The organism is Candidatus Dormiibacterota bacterium (genome assembly GCA_035544955.1).
Classification (GTDB): domain Bacteria; phylum Chloroflexota; class Dormibacteria; order CF-121; family CF-121; genus CF-13.
This window is the reverse complement of the sequence record DASZZN010000049.1, coordinates 1-17,596: the sequence shown is the minus strand read 5'-3', so window position 1 is coordinate 17,596 and position 17,596 is coordinate 1. Positions and strand designations below refer to the sequence as shown.

The following is a 17,596-nucleotide window of genomic DNA, read 5'->3' as shown; positions in this document are numbered from 1 at the left end:
TCTTCTCCGGCCTCCTTATCGGAATGGGACCAGGCGCACCACTCCGTGGGCAGATCGTAGCCCGGTTTCACGGAGCGTTCAATGGGAACTTCGGCTCACTTGATCGCCTACCGCCGAGATAGCCCTTCCTGCGCCGCGAGGTAACCGATTGCTTCCGCGGGCGACCCTCTGCCTGAGCATCGAAACGCGACGGCCTGAGGGGGCTTGGAGGTCGCGGCATTTCCTGAAAATCGGCTGATTCGGCCCGCTAATGCCGCGACCGCCTCCGGATCCACAGTGTGGGTTATCTGCGGTCCGATCACCCCGAAACTCATGCAGACGAACGTTCGACCTTCTTCAGGCGATCTGTTCGCTAGCAACCGTCACAAACCTGCCCGCACAAGCAAAGACGTGCGGGCCATGGCCTCAGTGGCTACCGGATATGGTGGCGGAGCGGGCGAGATTCGAACTCGCGAACGGGGTACGCCCGTTACGGCATTTCCAGTGCCGACTGTATCAGCGGCCCGACTTTGGGGGTCGCGGGCACCTGAATTTCAATTCGACTTGAACGGGACTTCGCCTGGTCTTCAACTCCTCCTCAACGGAACCCTGTTTCTGGAAATGCCGTAGCCACCGGCCAGGAAAAGCCGCGACCTCCTTCTCGTCCTACCGGGCCTTCGTGTCTGCCTTCATCTGGAAGAAGGCGTGACTGGACGAAGTCTTCATATTTGTTAAGGCTAGCCGAGGTCTCGTCATTAATCTTGCCGCGGCTGGATTAGGAGCCTTCGCTAGGCAGCTGCGTCACGGAGATCGTATTTCCGTCCGGATCTGTGTAGACCGCAGTTCTTCCCCAGGGCTTCGCCTCGGGCGGGTGAACCACATCGACACCGGCGCGCTTGAGCGTGGCATGCAGGCCGTCCAAGTCTTCGACGGCAAAGCCGACATTGGTGCGAGATTCCTCCCCGGTCTCGGCGGGATAGATGTTGAACAACAGGAAATCCTCCGCCCCATTGGACCACGATCCCCGCGAGGCATGCGCATGGCGAAGGCCGCCGTCTGCGTGGACCTCGGGCTGTCCAAGCGGCAATCCAAGAAGGTCCCGGTAGAAGCGAACAGACCGCTCAAGGTCGCGTACCCTCAGCTCCACCTCGATCAGGCGAGCAGCCATGTTTACTTCCTCCGTCTTCTCGACCCTGCGTCAGCGACCCGGTATTCACGGCGCTCCGGTTGACGGCTCGATGATACTGGCTGCGAGATGGGCGCCCTGCGGTGCTCCGTTGATACCGAGGATTCGGACCACGCTTGGCACCGTACCCAAGGGCGCCGGCAGCAACCTGAGTCACCCTGCCTGGGCGCGCGGTTAAGGCTCAATCAAGACTTCGTCCGGTCGCGCGATCTCTGGATGAGGGCAGCTGATCGAGGAGGGCTGGACGAATTCTTGACTTCGCTTAACAGGCTTTGGGAACCTCATCACCTGAGCCCTCGCAGAACCTACCCCATCGCCACTAGGTAGGCATCCTCATTGGGCCGCGCGGCCGCCTGGCCAGCATGCGACTGGCGGTTGACCAGCTCCGTCATCTTCAGTGACGAGTCGCCGTGTCTGGGACTGGCGCTCCCAGGGCGCGAGGTATTGGCGAGCGGCCCTCCAGGATGTGGGTTGAGGGGACAGGCGTTGGGCATTGCGGGTTCTCAGAACATCTCGACAGCGTTCAGGTCGCCGCGCATAATTGGGCCAGTCGCTGGCCAACGTTTGTTGGAGAGAGGAGGCATGCGGCGATGATGACATCGACCGACGTAAGGCGATTTGTCGACCACGCTCTAGGACTGGGCAACAGTGGCGATCTCGACGGACTGGCGGAGCTTTTTGACCCGAACGTAGAGATGGTGGGGCCGGACGGTACAGTCAAGGGTTCCGAGGCGGTGCGCGTGGCCTTTGATGTTCTCTATACCGCCTTCCCCGGCGTACAGGTCGAGATCAACAGGCTCATCGTCGAGGACGACTGGGTCGCTTACACCGCGACCGCCACGGGCACCCATGGAGGTCCGCTCCGGCTCCCTGATGGACGCGTGATAGCGCCCACCAATCGGTCGATTACTCTACGGATGGTAAATGTCCGACAGGTCAAGGACGGACGCCTAACCTACATCGAGAATAGTTGGGACCGCCTTCACCTGCTCAGTCAATTGGGCTTGCTCCCCACGTCAGGGGGGTAGACGTAGATCGTCGACGTCGTAGCGCTCGCCGAGGAGGTCGGCGATGCCGCGCCATTGGTCGAGCCTTGTCACCATCACGAGCCGCTGCCCCTGCGATAAACCAACGCTCCGAGTCTCCGCCGCCGTAAAGAAGCAATAAAGACTTCGTCCAGTCGCGCGATCATGTGGATGATCGCGTGCCTGCGGGCTCGGGGGCGCAAATGCCACCTATCCTTCTTAAATGCTTTTGAACCAGCGATCTACTAGAGAGTCGCCTAGTTCGCTGGCCTGGAATGAATCGCCAGGCTTATGGCCGGTGCGTGCACAACCCCAAGCTCGTTAGCCGTAGCGATCGGCGATAAGCATGCGTTTCTCAGCGTTCAAGATGAAGGGGTCCTTGAAGACCCGGAGGTGTAACCTTTTGCCCCTAAAGAGCCCCATATAAGGTAGTGCAAGCCCGAGCCACCGACGCGAGCAAGAGCGCCGTCGAGGCCCTCTACCGCACCCATGGGGATCGAATCTGGCGGGCGGTCCTGGCATATACGCAGGATCCCGAGGTGGCCAGCGATGCGGTGGCGGAAGCCTTCGCTCAGGCACTCGTTCGGGGCGATGCCGTTCAGTCGCCGATCAGGTGGGTCTGGCGGAGCGCGTTTCGGATCGCGGCTGGGATGCTCGAGGAGCGAACGCGATCGATTGCCTTAGTCGGAACGGAGTCGTACGAGATGCCGGCCAGCCGCGGAGAACTGGTCGCCTCGCTGGCCACACTGCCGGCAAAGCAGCGCGCTGCCCTCATTCTGTTCTATTACGCGGATTATCCAATCAGTCAGATCGCGTACATCCTGCGGTCAAACGCACTTGCCGTCCGGGTCAACCTGAGCCGCGGACGGAAACGCCTGGGCCGCATCCTGGAGGCAGACCATGCGTGACTTGAAGGAGCGGTTCGCGGAACTAGAAAGACTGCCGGCGCCTGACCTGCAGCAGCGCATCCAGACCCGAGTTCGGCGCCTCCAACAGCCTGGACGCCTTAAGACCGGTGCCGAGCGCGCATGGCATCACTTTGAGCGGCCCCGGCTGTTAACCGCTTGGACCACCCAAGTCCTGGCCGCGGCGGTCATCGTGGCCTTGGCGATCGGCCTCGCCCTCATCTTCCACTACGCGCGGACGGTTGGACCGGCCAGACCTACGCCCATCCCAACAACTACGCGCACCAGCGTCGATCTCCCGAATTGTCGGCTCCCCGTCATGGTGACCGTCGGGGCGCAGTTGACGTCCGAGGTCGGCTTTGTCGACACGCGGAGCGGCCATTACACGAAGGACGGGTCCGCTTCTGTCGCCGGTCTCCCCGTCAGGGAAGGCGGCATCAGCGTGGGGAAGCCCCCTGGCGGCCCGCCGGCCCCGGCGTGGTACAGCGCCGCACTCCGGCGCTGGATCCCTGTCGGCGGTTCCAGCCTGGCACCCGACGGCCGCAGCTATCTCTGGCTGCGGGTTTTACCCGAAGGCAGCACCTCCTCGAACTTCCAGAAGGCCGAGCTTCACCGCTACGATGTCGCGAGCGCGACTGATCGCACGCTTTGGACGTACGCGGGGTCGATCATGGTTTCCCGTTGGGACGCCTCCGGCATCCTGGTCCAGACTGTCCCCCCCGAGGGTGGAGTTGCGCTCTGGTGGATGGTCGATCCACGAACCGGCACCGCGGACCGGGCAAATGCGCCTGCCGCCTATGCCAGCTTCTTCGGCTTCACCCCCCTGCCGGGCGATCCGCAAGAAGGCGGCAGCTCCGGGACGGACTCCCAGGGCCGCACAGTGTTCAGGCTGGGCCTGTCCCCTGGCGGCCCGGAATGGGTGTTCTTCGAGACCGCCCCCGGCCAGCGCGTGACGATCTACCGGGGCAAACAGGGCGACGCGACCGGGTTCGACCCCGGGGGAACCATGGGCGATGCCACGGGCATCTGGTTCGGCGCCTCCAGCGGCCGTACGCTTTGGCACTGGCAGCAAGATACCGGCCTCCACAAGCTCACCCTCACCGGACTGCCCGGCTCCGCCAACTCGACCGTGTACGTCGACCCTGCAGGGCCCTGCCTGTAGAGAGGTAGGACATGAGCAGCAGAGTCATCCGCACCATTGTTTCAAGCACCATCGTGGTTGTCGTGGCTCTGGCGGGATGCGCTCCGCCCGCCGCGGCGAGCCGACAAGCGGTTGCGTCCGGCAGCTTCACATCTGTGCAAACAAGCCAGACGCACATCCGCACGGCCGGGGGCGACAGCGTCGACCTCCTCGTCTTCTCCGTGACCTCGGTCGGAGGCCTCACCGGGGTAGCCACCGATACATTCACGGCCGCCACGCACGCAGATGGATCAGTGGACGCACACGGGACCGAGGTCTGCAGCTCCTGTACGATTGGCCGCCGAACCGGGTCTTACATAGCCGCGTTCTCGTTGACGGTGTCAGTCGCCGGCGTGCTCGCTGGGCATCTGACGTTCACCAGCGGGAGCGGCGGGCTCGCTGGCCTGCACGGCGAGGGCACCTTCACGGCTGGTACGTATTCGTACAACTACCGCTTTGCGCCGTAGGCACACGCTCGCTCGATTGCTTCGAGGCCGTTCAGGCACGACCGCCAAAGTTGAGAGCTATGCGGTGGAGTCCTGGTCCGAGCGTCCTCGCCAGGCGGTGGCCGCTAGCAGAGTTTTGCCGCCCTTCACCCTCTTTTGGACCCGGAGCCGTCTGTGTTGCGCGCGTGCCACCCGGATCGGGTCAAGGTATCACTTTATCGGTCACCGCGCTAACCGCACTTCTATGAGGCTGTAAATTTGTGTTGACCAAGCACCGAATTGCGCGTAGCGTGAACTTCCCTCAGTGTGGGACTGGGGATCTTCGGCAGGGGTTTCTCTTTCAACTTTCAAGGAGGAAATGGCCATGAAAGACGTACACATTACGCGGCGACAGATCCTGAAAGGCGCTGGAGCCGCTGGCGCCCTCGGTGCCCTGGCCGTCCCAGCGGCAGCGTTCGCGGATGGGGGCAACGGGGGCGACCAGGAAGAACGCGGGATCGTTGGGGCGTGGCTGATCAAAGTGGTTCCCGATGGACTGGCCTCGGTCCCGTACAAGGTCCTCAACCTCTACACGCCTGGCGGCGGCGTCGCCGGGGTGGCGAGCAATGAGATGGAGCCAGCCAATCTGAGCACGTCGGTCTACGGCGCCTGGGAACAAACCGGACCGCACAAATTCGCCATTACGTTTCTGCTCTTCACCTTTACGCCCCCGGGAAGTCCGTCGGGTACGCTGAAGATCCGGGCGAAGGCGGAGCTCAGTCAAGACAGCGGACAGATCTCCGGGCCGGCCGTTATCGAGTTTGCACCGCCTGACGCGAGCTTCTTCCAGGTTGGGACGACCACCTTCACCGGGACACGAATCACTCCCGAACCGATTTAAGCGGCGGGCTAGTCGCAAGCCGGCCAGCAGCCTGGCCGCCAGCTGGCTTCGCGACCGAACGCCAAGCTTGTGATAGGTGCGCGACAGGTTGTCGGGCGGCAAAAGTTCGTCCGCCCTGGGAGACTCGATAAATAGGGTGCGCTAGCGGCGTCTGACAAAGCGGCGCCGGAAGGGTCCGTCCCGGCGCCCTCTCGGCGAATGGCGGCAGGGCGTCTTCCTCCCACAACCTTGACTCTCTTAACAAAGGGAGGCGGTCTCTCGACCGCCTCCTTTAACGCGAATGCGAGTGAGCGCTTAGCGGCCTGTCGCGGCAGGTTGTGCGAGCGCGGGGATAACACCCAGCTTTTGCATCAAGCCGAGCGTATCCCAGTTCCCCCAACCCTCCACAAACTTTCCGCCTGAGTAGCGGTCAATGGTGATCCCAGTCACACTCGCCACATGTTTTCCGGTCGGCGCAATTCCCATCAGCTCGCCCTTATGGGTGCCCTCACTTGACCAACGAGTTACCACCTTGTCGCCCTCGGCGACCTGATCTTCAACGGTGAAATGGAGATCGGGGAAGGCGGCGTAGTACATCTTGAGGAACTGCTTGAATGCCTCGCGACCCCTTATATCATTCCCACCCACCCCGTCCGCCTGGTGGACCACGCAGTTCGGGTCGGCAAGCTCGTCAAGCAGGTCGACGCTCCCCCTGTTGGCTGCGTCCTCTAAGAAACGGCGCGAGTTGATCTTATTCTGTTCTGCTGACATCTGACGTCCTCCTTGTCCGACTTCCTGTCGCAAGTCGTGACCGCTTGAGCTATCGACCTTGAAGGACCAAGCTCAAGCTCAACCCTGAGGAAGGGAGGGACGTCAAAGCGCCCCGACGTGCCTTGCCGCAGCTATACCCAGTCACGACGGTGTTCACCCCGCGTGGACCGCTCTGCATTCACTCCCGTAAGGTGGCACCGGAAGTCAGGGAACGTCCGTCGTCCAGCGAACTCCTTTGCCGCCCGATCTTAGGCGGTCTCCACCGCAGTTCTGGATGGGCCGCGTGACCGGCGTGCCTTTTGCCGTCCCACAGCTCAAAGGTTCGAACGCCTGCGATGATGAATCAAATGTCGTCACGACTGAGCCGCTCATAGGCCGCGGCCAGGGTTGAGGCCGATCAGCAGCACGTGCCGGTCGAAGTTCGAGGCTAATGCGGTCGCTCAAGTGCCTTTGGCCAGCACCCGGCTCCTCATCAGTGGCTCTCGGTCATTGACATGAAGATCATCATCATCGTTCTAGCACTCGTGCTCGCTGCCTGTTCCGGCTCTAACCCGCCACTACCCCCGCCCACCACATCGCAGCACGGCCTTCTCGTGATGGGCGGCACGGACGCGAAGCTATTCACCGTCCGAGACGATGGCACCGGCAAGGTGGTGCTGCCTGGGTCCGGGTCCATGCCTTCGTGGACGCCCGACGGCAGGATCATCTTTGTCTCCAATCGAGGCAGTTCGCCCCAAATCTGGATCATGGATGCCGATGGCAGCAATCCGCAGCAAGTCGGAAACCTGTACCTGGCCATGAACAACCCAATCGCTAAGCCGCAGTTGGCGAAAAATGGCCTGATCGTGTTCTCTGACCAGCAGGGCGCGCCGACCCAGACCGCAGACAACCCCGGTCCGCAAAACGGCACCTATGTCATGCAACAGGACGGCTCGGGCCTCAAGCTGTTGTTTCAACATTGCACCGCACCCTCGCTCGCGCTGTCAGGCCAATGGCTGACATGTACAAAGGAAATCGACGGTCACCGGGAAATCTGGCGGATTAACACCGATGGGACGGGGCTACAGCAGCTCACGTTTACCGGCGATCCAGACTACCCGGACGGCAACGCGTCGAGCATCTCGCCGGATGAGAGTACGGTAGCGTTCTTCAGCGGCAAGGAATCCGACCTGGGCTTGGGTGGTTTTACTCAATCCCCGCTAACCTGGGGACACCGCAACGTTGCACTAATCCCGGCTGCCGGCGGGGCGCGCAAGACTATCACGGGTTGTACACCGGCAACGACACTAGCGCGAATCCAATCTTTCCCTCGCGGCGCATGCCTCGCGGCCGATAACCCCGCTTGGTCACCGGACGGAAAGTGGCTCATCTACGACCGCGGCGGCCCGAATGCCGATGACAATGGAACCTGGATGATCGGAACTGACGGGCAGAATAATCGTCGCCTCTGGCCCGACACACGGGGCGCGGGAAACGTGCCGATGAAATACCTCGCGCACTGAGGGGCCAGAGAGAACGAAGTCCCGCGGAAATGAGCTAAGAATCCAAGTTTGGCGCCCCCTTCGGCAGAGATCGCATAAGTAGTAGCCGGTGTTGGACGGAGCCGATGCGCGGCGCGAGGCGCTACGGGCACAAGGGGCGACGGAGCGTGTTCGCTCGGAGCTACGAGAGCGCCGAGGCGCGCGTGCGCTCTGATGAAGGTGGCTCGTGTCGCACGGGCGGCACGGTCGTTGGGCGTGGCCCCGTCAGCTGGCTAACCGTGGTGGTCGACAGACCAGAGAACCGCGATATGGAACGAACCGCGCATCAACTGGGTCGCGGCATTACCGAGCCGACTCCTTCGATCTTCAGGAAGTGCCGCGACCTCCAAGCAGTCTGTTCGCTGGCAACGTTGCCCACATGAGCGCAAGAGGTGGGGCCATGGCCTCAAGTGGCTACCAGGTGTGGTGGCGGAGCGGGCGAGATTCGAACTCGCGAACGGGGTACGCCCGTTACGGCATTTCCAGTGCCGCGCCCTCGACCAGACTAGGCGACCGCTCCGCAGCGAGTCGATTCTATCCGCCGTCGGCGCCGGCGTAGAATCGCGCCGTGAACGAGGGGGAAGTTCGAGAGATCGCGGTGGTCAAACGCGATCAGGTCACCAAGGGGGAGTCGTCGGGGGCGATGACGCGACAGGGGGCGATATCCGCCGATACGGTCGGTTCCGAAGGCATCTTCATGGGGCTCAGCCGTCTCCCAGCGGGGATGCGGAGCACGACTCACTATCACACCAACTGCGAATCCTCGCTCTATGTGTTAACCGGGCAGGGCCGATTCCTCAGCGGACCTCAACTCGATCGAGCCACTCCCATCGAGCCCGGCGACTTCATTTTCGTCCCACCGAATGCGCCGCACACGGTCATCAATGACGGCGACGTCGAGTTGGTCTTCATCGTCGCGCGCAGCGCGCAGCGCGAGCTCGTCGAGGACTACGACCCAGACCACTAGAGGAGGGATTACTTCGGCCGGCTGCGTACCTGGCGGCGGCCCATGACCTCCGGCGGCTGGCTGCGAAGCCAGACGTTCAATAGGACCACTGCCCACATCCGGTAAGGCCGCCAGGTCTCCGCGCGTTTAAGAACCGTGGCTCGGTCAGGACGCTCGCGAAGCCCATACAGCAGCTGGATCGCCCGCGGCGTGATGTCATCGTCGGTGACGGCGTCCACGAGCCCGGCGCCGCGCATCAAAATGCCTTGCGCAAAGAATTCGCCGATGCCGGGCAGGGTACGCAGCTGCGTCAAGGCCTCGGCCTCGGCTAGCGACCGCAGCCGCGCGCGATCCAATGTGCCCTCGAGCGCAGCGCGTGCGACGTGGTGCAGGCGTTCGATCTTCATGGGCGCCACGCTGGGAAAGCTCTCGAGCCGAAGCAGCGCGCGGGGGTCGGGAAACGCCGTGAACGCGGTGCCGTCGACCTCGATCGTCGCGCCCGCTTGCTCCGACATCCGCTGCCGAATGCGGCGCGTCTGAAGGATCGAGATCCGGTGTCCGATGAGGAAGGCGCAGGCGGCCTCGTAGGGTGAGTGAAACAGCACCGGCCGAAGATTCTTGTATTCGGCCTGCAGCCGGCGGATGACAGGATCGCGGCGTCCGGTGTCGACGAAGCCTTGGCCGTCGACGTCGAGCGAGACCGTTGCCAGCGCCTGCCGCCAGGCGCGCTCAGCGTCGGCCTCATCGGCGCCGTGTACGTCACCCGTGACGGAGTCCCCGCGCTGACGCATCACCACGGCCGCAGAGCTCCGCCAGCCTTCCACTGGAAAGGCCATCACGACCGCGTCGCCAAGCCGGGGCCAGCCACCAAAGCGACCAGCCTCCGTTTCGAGGTCGAATGGGCCCTGGGGAACCAGTTCGAAATGGGCGACCTGACCGATGAGTCTGGCCATGGCGGCTTTCCCATCGTAGACCGGTGTCGGGCCCGGCAGCCGTAAACCCCTCGTCGAATCAACCCAGGCGACGCTGCAGCAGGGCGCGCTCGGCGGGATTCGCCGTCAGCTCGAGCGCGCGCGCCAGCGCTGCTCGACCCTCGGCATCACGGCCGAGATCGCGGAGCAGTTCCGCGCGGGTCGCGTGGAACAGGTAATAGTCGTCGAGCGTCCCCTCCAGGGCATCAACCTCCGGCATGGCGGCCTCCGCCCCGTTGAGGTATCGATGGGCAATGGCGCGGTTGAGCTGGACAATCGGAGACGGCATCAGCTCGAGCAGCACATCGTAGAGCGCCACGATTTGCCGCCAGTCCGTTTCCTGCCAGGAGCGCGCCTCGGCATGGCAGGCAGCGATCGCCGCCTGGAGCTGGTAGGGGCCAGCACGCTGCAGCGCGGCGGCACGCTGGAGCACCACCATCGCCGCGGCGATGCGTTCCTGATCCCACTGGCTCCGGTCCTGGTCCTGGAGCAAGACCAGGTTGCCCTGCTGGTCGAAACGGCTGTCGGCGCGCGCGAGGTGCAGACGCATCAACGCCAGCAAGCCCATCGCTTCCGGCTCTTCCGGCATCAGGCGGACCATCAGCCCGGCCAGCCAGACGGCATCCTCGGCAAGGTCGCGGCGCGATGCCCGCTCGCCGGCCGTCGCGAGGTAGCCCTCATTGAACATCAGGTAGAGGACCGCGAGGACCTCCGCGAGGCGTTCGCCCATGTCCCGCTCGGCGGGAACGCGGTACGGAATCTTCGCGTCCACGATCTTCCGCTTCGCCCGAACGATGCGCTGCGCGATGGTCGCCTCGCTGGTGATGAAGGCGCGGGCGATCTCGGTCGTGGTCAGGCCGGCCACCGCCCGCAGCGTCAGCGCCACCTGGGCTTCGCGGGACAGTGCCGGGTGACAACACGTAAAGATCAGTCGAAGCCTGTCGTCTCCTTCCGCTGTGTCATCTCTCATTGACGCTCCCTCGAGCAGTGCGAGCTTCTCCCGGAACCGCGCCTGGCGCCGGAACAGGTCGACAGCCTTCCGTCTCGCGGTGGTCAGCAACCAGGCCCCGGGCTTGTCCGGAATGCCGTCCTTCGGCCAGTGCTCGACCGCCTCGAGCAGCGCCTCCTGGACGAGCTCCTCGGCGAGGTCGAAATCGCCGAGAGCCCGGACCAACGCCGCGGTCAACCGGCCGGTCTCCTCGCGGAAGATGGCCGTCAGCGCGGCGTCGGTCGCGGATTGCCTCCCGGTTATCGCTGCGGCTCGCCCCGATCGACCACCGGACGGACTTCGACGAGCCCTCCGGTCGGCCATTCTTTCGCCATCCTGATCGCCTCATCCAGGTCGGCCACATCGACCTCGGCATAGCCGCCGATCACTTCCTTGCCCTCGATGAAGGGGCCGTCCGTGACGACGGCCTTGCCATTGTTGAACTTGACGGTGGTTGCCGTCCGCTCTGGCTGAAGCTCGTGGCCGCCGGTGATCTTGCTCCCGTATTTGCCGAACCACTGGTTGATGGGGCCGTAGGCCGCCACCTTCTGGGCTTCGGGCATTGAGTCCCACTGCTTGGCCCGCTCCTTGGTGTCGCCGAACAGCAATACGTATTTCATCGTCTGCGTACCTCCTTGATGGTCCGCGGCCTCGCCGCTTTGTACAGTACGACGAACGGCCGGGCCTCGAAATCGACAGCCGGGCTTGTTACGCTGTTAGGCGTTGGCTGAGTCCGCTCGATACGGGGATCGTGTCACGATCCCCGAACCCTATTCCATCGAACACATCCCGTTTGCGGAGCGGCACGGCCATAGCCGCCAGTTGCTCTGGCTCTGGCTGGCGGCCAACCTCACGATCGCCGACTATGCGATTGGCTTCGTCCCCTTTTCCCTGGGGCTGTCGGTGGGCCCGGCGCTCCTGGCCCTTGCGCTGGGCAACATCCTGGGCGGGCTCGTCCTCGCCTGGTCCGCCGCGATGGGACCGGCCGCCGGCTACCCGCAAATGTTCATCGGCCGCCGCGCCTTCGGCCACATCGGTGGCTACATCCCCGCCGCCCTCAATTGGTTGAGCACCGCAGGCTGGTTCACCGTCAATACCATCCTCGGATCGTTCGCCATCCAGTTGGTACTGCCCGGACTCCCGTTTTGGCTGGCGGCCGCGATCCTGGTCGTGGTGCAGACCCTGCTCGTGATCTACGGCCACAACGTGATCCAGGAATTCGAGCGCTACATGGTCCTGATCCTCGGTTTGCTGTTTGCCATCGCGACCGTAATTGCCCTCACCCACGGCTCCGCGATCGGCGCCTGGCACCCGAAGCCGTTTGGCGGCACGCTGACCTCGTTCGCTATCGTGCTCGCCGTCTCCTTCTCCTACATCATGAGCTGGTCGCCCTACGCCTCCGACTATTCGCGCTACTTACCGGAGATCACCTCGCGCTCGTACATCGCGATCTACGTCTTCATCGGCGCCGTTGTCGCCTCCTTTCTCACCGAGGTTGTGGGGCTGCTCGTCGCGATTGTTGCCCCCGCGGGCGCAACACCGATTGCGGCTCTGAAGACAGTCATGGGCGGCTTCGGTGCCTTCGCGGTGGCGGCCGTCATCCTCGGCGCGACGACTGCCAATGTGCTCAACCTCTACTCGAACACGATGTCCGCCAAAGTGCTCGATATCCGGCTGCCGCGCTGGCAGCTCGCGATCGTCGGTGGCGTCCTCGGGTTCGTCCTGGCGCTGATCGGCTACCAGAATTTCACTCAGAACTACCAGAACTTCCTGATTGTCTTGGACTACTGGATCATGCCCTGGCTCGCCGTCGTGCTCCTCGACTTCTATGTCTTCCGCCACCGTGAGCCGATGGGGTTCAGCGAGGCCGTTCCGGTGAACTGGAACGGGGTGATCGCGTGGTTCATCGGCCTGGGTGTCTCGCTGCTCTTCATCTCAGAGCAGTTCCAGGTTTTCGGCCTGAAAGCCCATGGACCGTTTGCCACCTGGTTCGGCGACGCGGATTTTGGTTACTTCATCGGCTTCGTCGTCGCCGGCGTGGTATACGTTCTGCTGAATCGCGGGGCGACGCGCAGCGCCAAGCAATAACTGGAGGCAGCGGATGGCAAACAACGAGCGGTCGGTGGAGACGAAGGCGAGCCCTCAGACGGCGTGGAAGCTCTGGTCCGATACCAGCACGTGGCCCGAGTGGAATCCGGACGTGCAGTCGATCACGCTCAATGGGCTGTTTGCGGCGGGCACCACCGGGACGATGAAGACCAAACAGGGAACGCGCGCCATCCAGTTGACCGAGGTCGTACCCGGGCAGTCCTTCCGGTTGGAGACAACCGTGATTCCGCTGACCCGGTTCGCGTTTGTCTGTAAGGTTTCGCCTGGCTCCGCGGGCAAGACAACGCTCAGCCAGACTATCCAGGTTGGGGGGCCGCTCGGCGGACTGGTCGGCGGGATGATGGGCAAACAGATTGCGGATACGTTCCCGGCCCTGCTGCAGGGCCTGGCCCGCAAGGCGGAGGCGACCGAAGGCCGAGGCTAGCGATTCGCCGGCGGCCGCACCTCGGGCCGGAAGAATGTTCGCACCGACTCTGGAAACCGCTGCAAGATGTCGTCGGGGACCTCGAAGCTGATCTCGGACGCGTGCTGCGTGCCGATGAAGCGGTCGACCGCGACCTGGATCAATTTGAGAGCGGCATCGATCGGCATGTCGATTTCCGCGAACGCCGCGCTCCGCTTATGGAGGAACTGGTCGAGCTCCGCGGTCATCATGCCGGCAAGCCGCCGTAGCTCGATCGTGGCCGGGCCTGCATCGCTGCCGTCGCGTATGGCCCGCAGTTGCTGACCCTTCAGCTCCCAGAGACGAGTGGTGTATGGTGCGATCGCGGCGCCGAGCTCGCGCTGGACCGCACGAATCCGCTCGAGACGGACGACGCCAACCTGGCGCGCCCAACGGCTGCGGGCGTCGGAGTTGCCCAGTGTGCAGGCCCCGTACCACCGGTGACGCTGCGTCATCGACCGAGTCTCGAGGTGACGGCATGTCAGCACCGGTTCGAGCGGCTGATAGAGGGTGTCGAGCGGAATGAACTGGCGGGCCTGGTAGGCGGGGCAGTCATCGAAGTACTCTGAAAACGGTTTCGGATATGGACACTCGTCATCGGGACGGCGCATTGCGGGGCTAAGTCTACGGCCCGGGGTCGCATCATATAGGTGATGCTGGGCTCGCTCTACCTCGAGCATTTGTCCGATACGGATCTCGCACTCCTCGACGCGGCGGGGGACTCGCAACGTGACGTGCGGCGCGATCCCGAGCGGCTCGAGGCGCTGATCGACAATCCCGCGACCTATCGCATGCTGTTTGCGGTGCCCGGTCGAGATCCACTGCTCCGCGGCTCACCTTTCCTCCTCTTCGCCGTGCTGATCCATCGCGTCGTCCGCGACCTCGGTCAGGCGTCCTTCGTCGAGGAATGGGTTGGGCCAGGCCAGCGCGTCCCCGTGTTCGACACGGGCAGCCTCCGAGACTTTGGGGCCGATCCCTTGCGGCGCTTCTTCCTCGCCCAGCTGCTGTCCTCGTACACCAGGGTCGCGAGTGGCAGCACCCTGGTGAAAACCAGCCGCGGCTGGCGGCGGCGGCGCTTCACCGAGCTCGATCCGATCCGGCTGGTCGAGCTGGCGGAGATCGTCCCGGAGTCAGAGCGTCCCGCCGTCTATCGCCGGCTGGGCGATCTCTCGTTGTTCTTGACCGGCATCTTTCCCGATTACGCGGGCGAGAGGCTGGTCGCCGAGCGCGAGCGCCGCCAGTTGGAGCGCGCCCTGGGAACCGTCGAGAGCGAGCGGTCCAATCGCCACGACGGCATCTGGCTGCTTGAGCAGCTCGGGCGGCGTGCCTATCGGATAGCACAGCAGGGAGCGGATCACCGCGCGGCCATGGCCGGCGTCCTCGCCGAGGTTAGCCAGAATTTTGCCGCCGCTCGCCGTGTTCTGAATTTCCTGACCGACCGCTACCTCTTCCCCATGCGAAGCCAGTGGTTCGGGACCGGTTGATGGCGAGCTGGGCTGAGTTTGCCTCCGCCGAGCCGGCTCTCGCGAGCCGGGTCCAGGAACGGTTCGCGCTCCGGAAGCACAAGACGCTGGCGACGCTGCGAAAGGATGGCTCGCCCCGCATCAGCGGCATCGAGGTGGAGTTCGCAAATGGCGAGCTCTTCCTCGGGATGATGCCGGACTCGGTCAAGCTTCGCGACCTGGAGCGCGATCCGCGGATCGCGCTCCACAGTCCGACGGATGATCCGCCCGAACGCAACCCACAGGGGTGGCCCGGCGAGGCGAAGCTCGCCGGACAAGCGCTCGAGGTCGAATTCCAGAACTCTTCCGTCGTGGGCGGCCGTCGATTCAGGATTGACATCACCGAGGCCGTTCTCACCCACCTGAACGAGGCGGGCGACCGGTTGGTGGTCGAATCCTGGCGACCGGGAAAGGGATCTAAGCGACTCGAGCGGCTTTAGCTCAGGAGCGCGCCTGCGCGCCGACCGGCACGGGAAGGCTGATGACGATCAGGTTGCCTTCCGAGTCCTTGAACCACGCGACCTTCGACCCACCAAGGGTGGCGACGCCATTGACGGTCTTGAGCCCGGGCATGTCGTACTCTTCGAATTTGACGCCCTTGGCCTGGAGGTCCTTGACGGCCCCCTCGACATCCTCGACCTCGATCCCCATTTGGGTATGCGTCCCGGACGGCTTGCCACTGCTGGGGAATACCCCAAAACCGGTGCCCGCCGCTAACGCAAACATCATCCCGCCCGGATCATCCTGGGTCGGCGTCAACCCAAGTTTGTCGCGATAGAAAGCCTTCGCCCGTGCCATATCCTGCGCCGGAAGCGCCGCCGCCGCACGTAGTGGTTTGAACATTGCCCACCTCCTCTTGTCGCGAGCATAGCACCGACGGTGCACCGCTGCCGTGGCACAGCGCACCGATAACCGTCGAACTTCAATCAAGTGTTTAATTGATACCGAATGAGCCCGGTCGCTACGACGCATCCCGTCCGCTCACACAAGGAGGACCGCCAGCAGGCGCTCGTCCTGGCGGCCTTCAACCAGATCGCCGAACGCGGTTTCGAAGGACTGCGAACGCGCGAGGTCGCGGCGGGTGTCGGCCTGAACATCGCAACGCTGCACTATTACTTCCCCACCAAGGAAGCGCTGATCCGGGGCGTGGTGGCGCACTCCATGGATCGCTTTCGCTCGACGCTGGCTCCACATGGCTCTCCGGGAGATCAGCTTCGCAACCACCTGCGGGCGGTGCGCAAGCTGCTGCGTGATGAACCCGAGGTGGGCGCGGTTATGGGTGAGCTGGCGCTGCGGTCGGCACGGGACCCATCATTGGCGCGGATCATGGGCGAGGCATTCCAGGCCTGGCATCGGACGTTGAGGGGCCTGCTGCAGCGGGCGGCCCGGGACGGGCACCTGGCGCGCGAGCTCGACACCGACGACGTGGCGGCCCTGATCATGGCGACCCTGACGAGCATGACCCTTCCGAGCACTGCCGACCGCACCGATCGGGCCTTCCGCCAGCTGGAACGGTGGCTGGGACTCGTGCCACAGAAGGCGCGGCGGAATAAATCAAGCAACTGATTGATTGAAATGATAGACTAACGTCAATCACCTGCTTGGATACTTGGAGGCGCCACTATGATGCCAGCCCAGCACATGGATCAACCGCAACGTAAAACCCGCGTACCCTTCTTCGTTCCCATCTTCAATCCCATCGCTCGCCGAATGCTCCGCGGGGGCGTTCCACTCGGTCCAAATGCCCTCCTCACCGTTCGCGGCCGCAGCAGCGGCCTGGATCGAACCACCCCGGTGGCCGTCGTCGCGATTGGTGGCCGCCGCTGGCTGATCGCAACCTTCGGGGACGTGAATTGGGCTCGGAACCTGCGCGCCGCCGGCGTCGCCACGCTAACCGTCAACCGCCGGCCGGAGCCGATCGCGGCCAGGGAACTGCCGAAGGCCGAGGCGGGCGCCTTTTTCCGCGACATCCTTACGCCATATGTGAGTGGCATGCCCCTGGGCCGCTGGATGCTCGGCACGATGCTCGGAGCACGTGAGATTTTCACGGATCCGGAGGGTGCGGCGCAAGGCCATCCGGTCTTCGAGGTACAGCCCCGCGCTAGCGGTGATTCAGAGGGGGAGACGGGGCGACCGGCGTAACGGCGGCGGGGGCCACGAACGCGGGGCGGCTGAACTCCTATTGCCAGACGCGTGCCGAGATGCGGGCGATCACTGACCACCCCGCAGCCTCGTCGAGGCCGTCGATCGACACCGACAGCACGTACGAAGTCGGCCAACCCAACGATGATGTAGGCGGAGTCGTTCTCCGTCCCCTACATCGTCCCCACCTTGTGCACCACCCGTCGCGGAGGCTTGTAGACCGGCGGGGATCGCCGCATCGTTAGGCGGATGAGAAGTGCCTAAGGCGCGAAGACAGAGACCAGCACCCCCAGAAACGGAACGACGCCGAACCAATCGGGCGTCGTGAGGCCGCCGGCAACCAGGCCCAGGATCGTGGGGAAACCTTCCGGCTGGGGAGGGCCTCCGCCACCGTTCGGTACTCCCACAACGGCTGGCGTGAATGTGGTCCCAGGGGACGGCGCCGGCGCGATCGCGGGTGCAATAGATGGCGTCGGCGTCGGAGCGAGTGTCGGTGTCGGCGTTGGCGTCGGTGTCGGCATTGGCGTTGGTGTCGGCGTTGGCGCTGGCGTTGGTGTCGGTGTCGGTGTCGGTGTCGGCGTGGGTGTCGGTGTCGGCGTGGGTGTCGGCGTCGGCGTTGGCGTTG

Annotated in this window: 20 protein-coding genes and 1 tRNA gene; 13 read left to right on the top strand and 8 right to left on the bottom strand. The window is 64.0% G+C overall.

Annotated features, from left to right (window positions below):
* Positions 1-754: 754 nt before the first annotated feature.
* Positions 755-1,147, bottom strand: coding sequence for a VOC family protein (locus VHK65_17390; protein ID HVS07923.1), 393 nt, complete (start codon positions 1,145-1,147; stop codon positions 755-757).
* Between the two features lie 608 nt (positions 1,148-1,755).
* Between VHK65_17390 and VHK65_17385 the strand changes: the two genes are divergently transcribed.
* The 5 genes from VHK65_17385 to VHK65_17365 all read left to right on the top strand — a co-directional run bounded on the left by VHK65_17385 (position 1,756) and on the right by VHK65_17365 (position 5,601).
* On the top strand, positions 1,756-2,193 hold the full coding sequence (locus VHK65_17385) for a nuclear transport factor 2 family protein (GenBank protein ID HVS07922.1): 438 nt from the start codon (positions 1,756-1,758) through the stop codon (positions 2,191-2,193).
* Positions 2,194-2,621: 428 nt separating this feature from the next.
* Entirely contained in the window at positions 2,622-3,098 is a 477-nt protein-coding gene (locus VHK65_17380) for a sigma factor-like helix-turn-helix DNA-binding protein (protein ID HVS07921.1), read from the top strand.
* A complete protein-coding gene (locus tag VHK65_17375) occupies positions 3,091-4,257 on the top strand; it encodes a hypothetical protein (protein ID HVS07920.1) in 1,167 nt (388 codons plus the stop codon). The genes VHK65_17380 and VHK65_17375 overlap by 8 nt, the downstream gene beginning before the upstream one ends.
* A gap of 11 nt (positions 4,258-4,268) precedes the next feature.
* A complete protein-coding gene (locus VHK65_17370; protein HVS07919.1) occupies positions 4,269-4,742 on the top strand; it encodes a hypothetical protein in 474 nt (157 codons plus the stop codon).
* A gap of 343 nt (positions 4,743-5,085) precedes the next feature.
* The gene (locus tag VHK65_17365; GenBank protein HVS07918.1) at positions 5,086-5,601 is read left to right on the top strand and encodes a twin-arginine translocation signal domain-containing protein; all 516 of its coding nucleotides are present in this window, start codon (positions 5,086-5,088) and stop codon (positions 5,599-5,601) included.
* 294 nt (positions 5,602-5,895) lie between these two features.
* Here VHK65_17365 and VHK65_17360 read toward each other — a convergent pair whose 3' ends face one another.
* On the bottom strand, positions 5,896-6,351 hold the full coding sequence (locus VHK65_17360; protein HVS07917.1) for an ester cyclase: 456 nt from the start codon (positions 6,349-6,351) through the stop codon (positions 5,896-5,898).
* A 494-nt stretch (positions 6,352-6,845) separates the two neighbouring features.
* Here VHK65_17360 and VHK65_17355 point away from each other — a divergent pair, with 494 nt between their 5' ends.
* On the top strand, positions 6,846-7,853 hold the full coding sequence (locus VHK65_17355) for a hypothetical protein (GenBank protein ID HVS07916.1): 1,008 nt from the start codon (positions 6,846-6,848) through the stop codon (positions 7,851-7,853).
* A 445-nt stretch (positions 7,854-8,298) separates the two neighbouring features.
* On the opposite strand, the gene VHK65_17350 is transcribed toward VHK65_17355, so the two are convergent.
* A tRNA-Ser gene (locus VHK65_17350) sits at positions 8,299-8,391 on the bottom strand.
* Positions 8,392-8,439: 48 nt separating this feature from the next.
* Between VHK65_17350 and VHK65_17345 the strand changes: the two genes are divergently transcribed.
* The gene (locus VHK65_17345) at positions 8,440-8,838 is read left to right on the top strand and encodes a cupin domain-containing protein (protein ID HVS07915.1); all 399 of its coding nucleotides are present in this window, start codon (positions 8,440-8,442) and stop codon (positions 8,836-8,838) included.
* A gap of 8 nt (positions 8,839-8,846) precedes the next feature.
* On the opposite strand, the gene VHK65_17340 is transcribed toward VHK65_17345, so the two are convergent.
* The 3 genes from VHK65_17340 to VHK65_17330 are packed head-to-tail and all read right to left on the bottom strand — an operon-like array spanning position 8,847 to position 11,396.
* A complete protein-coding gene (locus VHK65_17340; protein HVS07914.1) occupies positions 8,847-9,770 on the bottom strand; it encodes a DNA-3-methyladenine glycosylase 2 family protein in 924 nt (307 codons plus the stop codon).
* 58 nt (positions 9,771-9,828) lie between these two features.
* Positions 9,829-11,100 (bottom strand): sigma-70 family RNA polymerase sigma factor, encoded by a 1,272-nt coding sequence (locus tag VHK65_17335; GenBank protein ID HVS07913.1) that lies wholly within the window; start codon positions 11,098-11,100, stop codon positions 9,829-9,831.
* Positions 11,037-11,396, bottom strand: a complete 360-nt coding sequence (locus tag VHK65_17330; protein ID HVS07912.1) for a YciI family protein — start codon at positions 11,394-11,396, stop codon at positions 11,037-11,039. The genes VHK65_17335 and VHK65_17330 overlap by 64 nt, the downstream gene beginning before the upstream one ends.
* A 103-nt stretch (positions 11,397-11,499) precedes the next feature.
* On the opposite strand from VHK65_17330, the gene VHK65_17325 reads away from it, so the two are divergent.
* Both VHK65_17325 and VHK65_17320 read left to right on the top strand, forming a co-directional pair.
* A complete protein-coding gene (locus VHK65_17325) occupies positions 11,500-12,864 on the top strand; it encodes a cytosine permease (protein HVS07911.1) in 1,365 nt (454 codons plus the stop codon).
* Positions 12,865-12,877: 13 nt separating this feature from the next.
* Positions 12,878-13,309, top strand: coding sequence for an SRPBCC family protein (locus VHK65_17320; protein ID HVS07910.1), 432 nt, complete (start codon positions 12,878-12,880; stop codon positions 13,307-13,309).
* Here the strand turns inward: VHK65_17320 and VHK65_17315 are convergent.
* Positions 13,306-13,938, bottom strand: a complete 633-nt coding sequence (locus VHK65_17315) for a hypothetical protein (GenBank protein ID HVS07909.1) — start codon at positions 13,936-13,938, stop codon at positions 13,306-13,308. The two genes, VHK65_17320 and VHK65_17315, sit on opposite strands and share 4 nt — an antisense overlap.
* A 39-nt stretch (positions 13,939-13,977) precedes the next feature.
* Here VHK65_17315 and VHK65_17310 point away from each other — a divergent pair, with 39 nt between their 5' ends.
* Together VHK65_17310 and VHK65_17305 are read left to right on the top strand one after the other, a co-directional pair.
* Positions 13,978-14,811: a hypothetical protein gene (locus VHK65_17310; GenBank protein HVS07908.1), complete on the top strand. Its 834-nt coding sequence runs from the start codon at positions 13,978-13,980 to the stop codon at positions 14,809-14,811.
* Positions 14,811-15,269, top strand: a complete 459-nt coding sequence (locus tag VHK65_17305; GenBank protein HVS07907.1) for a pyridoxamine 5'-phosphate oxidase family protein — start codon at positions 14,811-14,813, stop codon at positions 15,267-15,269. Before VHK65_17310 ends, VHK65_17305 begins: the two co-directional genes overlap by 1 nt.
* A gap of 1 nt (position 15,270) precedes the next feature.
* Here the strand turns inward: VHK65_17305 and VHK65_17300 are convergent, their stop codons facing one another.
* The gene (locus VHK65_17300; GenBank protein HVS07906.1) at positions 15,271-15,672 is read right to left on the bottom strand and encodes a VOC family protein; all 402 of its coding nucleotides are present in this window, start codon (positions 15,670-15,672) and stop codon (positions 15,271-15,273) included.
* Between the two features lie 105 nt (positions 15,673-15,777).
* Between VHK65_17300 and VHK65_17295 the strand changes: the two genes are divergently transcribed.
* On the top strand, positions 15,778-16,395 hold the full coding sequence (locus VHK65_17295; GenBank protein ID HVS07905.1) for a TetR/AcrR family transcriptional regulator: 618 nt from the start codon (positions 15,778-15,780) through the stop codon (positions 16,393-16,395).
* A gap of 75 nt (positions 16,396-16,470) precedes the next feature.
* Entirely contained in the window at positions 16,471-16,971 is a 501-nt protein-coding gene (locus VHK65_17290) for a nitroreductase family deazaflavin-dependent oxidoreductase (GenBank protein HVS07904.1), read from the top strand.
* Positions 16,972-17,596 lie beyond the last annotated feature (625 nt).

Excerpts from the sequence above, each read along its gene's own strand:
- VHK65_17370 (HVS07919.1), top strand. The coding sequence starts at position 4,269 with ATGAGCAGCAGAGTCATCCGCACCATTGTTTCAAGCACCATCGTGGTT.
- VHK65_17360 (HVS07917.1), bottom strand. The coding sequence starts at position 6,351 with ATGTCAGCAGAACAGAATAAGATCAACTCGCGCCGTTTCTTAGAGGAC.
- VHK65_17365 (HVS07918.1), top strand. The coding sequence starts at position 5,086 with ATGAAAGACGTACACATTACGCGGCGACAGATCCTGAAAGGCGCTGGA.
- VHK65_17385 (HVS07922.1), top strand. The coding sequence starts at position 1,756 with ATGATGACATCGACCGACGTAAGGCGATTTGTCGACCACGCTCTAGGA.
- VHK65_17315 (HVS07909.1), bottom strand. The coding sequence starts at position 13,938 with ATGCGCCGTCCCGATGACGAGTGTCCATATCCGAAACCGTTTTCAGAG.
- VHK65_17330 (HVS07912.1), bottom strand. The coding sequence starts at position 11,396 with ATGAAATACGTATTGCTGTTCGGCGACACCAAGGAGCGGGCCAAGCAG.
- VHK65_17300 (HVS07906.1), bottom strand. The coding sequence starts at position 15,672 with ATGTTCAAACCACTACGTGCGGCGGCGGCGCTTCCGGCGCAGGATATG.
- VHK65_17305 (HVS07907.1), top strand. The coding sequence starts at position 14,811 with ATGGCGAGCTGGGCTGAGTTTGCCTCCGCCGAGCCGGCTCTCGCGAGC.
- VHK65_17290 (HVS07904.1), top strand. The coding sequence starts at position 16,471 with ATGGATCAACCGCAACGTAAAACCCGCGTACCCTTCTTCGTTCCCATC.
- VHK65_17295 (HVS07905.1), top strand. The coding sequence starts at position 15,778 with ATGAGCCCGGTCGCTACGACGCATCCCGTCCGCTCACACAAGGAGGAC.
- VHK65_17375 (HVS07920.1), top strand. The coding sequence starts at position 3,091 with ATGCGTGACTTGAAGGAGCGGTTCGCGGAACTAGAAAGACTGCCGGCG.
- VHK65_17340 (HVS07914.1), bottom strand. The coding sequence starts at position 9,770 with ATGGCCAGACTCATCGGTCAGGTCGCCCATTTCGAACTGGTTCCCCAG.
- VHK65_17355 (HVS07916.1), top strand. The coding sequence starts at position 6,846 with ATGAAGATCATCATCATCGTTCTAGCACTCGTGCTCGCTGCCTGTTCC.
- VHK65_17335 (HVS07913.1), bottom strand. The coding sequence starts at position 11,100 with ATGGCCGACCGGAGGGCTCGTCGAAGTCCGTCCGGTGGTCGATCGGGG.
- VHK65_17390 (HVS07923.1), bottom strand. The coding sequence starts at position 1,147 with ATGGCTGCTCGCCTGATCGAGGTGGAGCTGAGGGTACGCGACCTTGAG.
- VHK65_17320 (HVS07910.1), top strand. The coding sequence starts at position 12,878 with ATGGCAAACAACGAGCGGTCGGTGGAGACGAAGGCGAGCCCTCAGACG.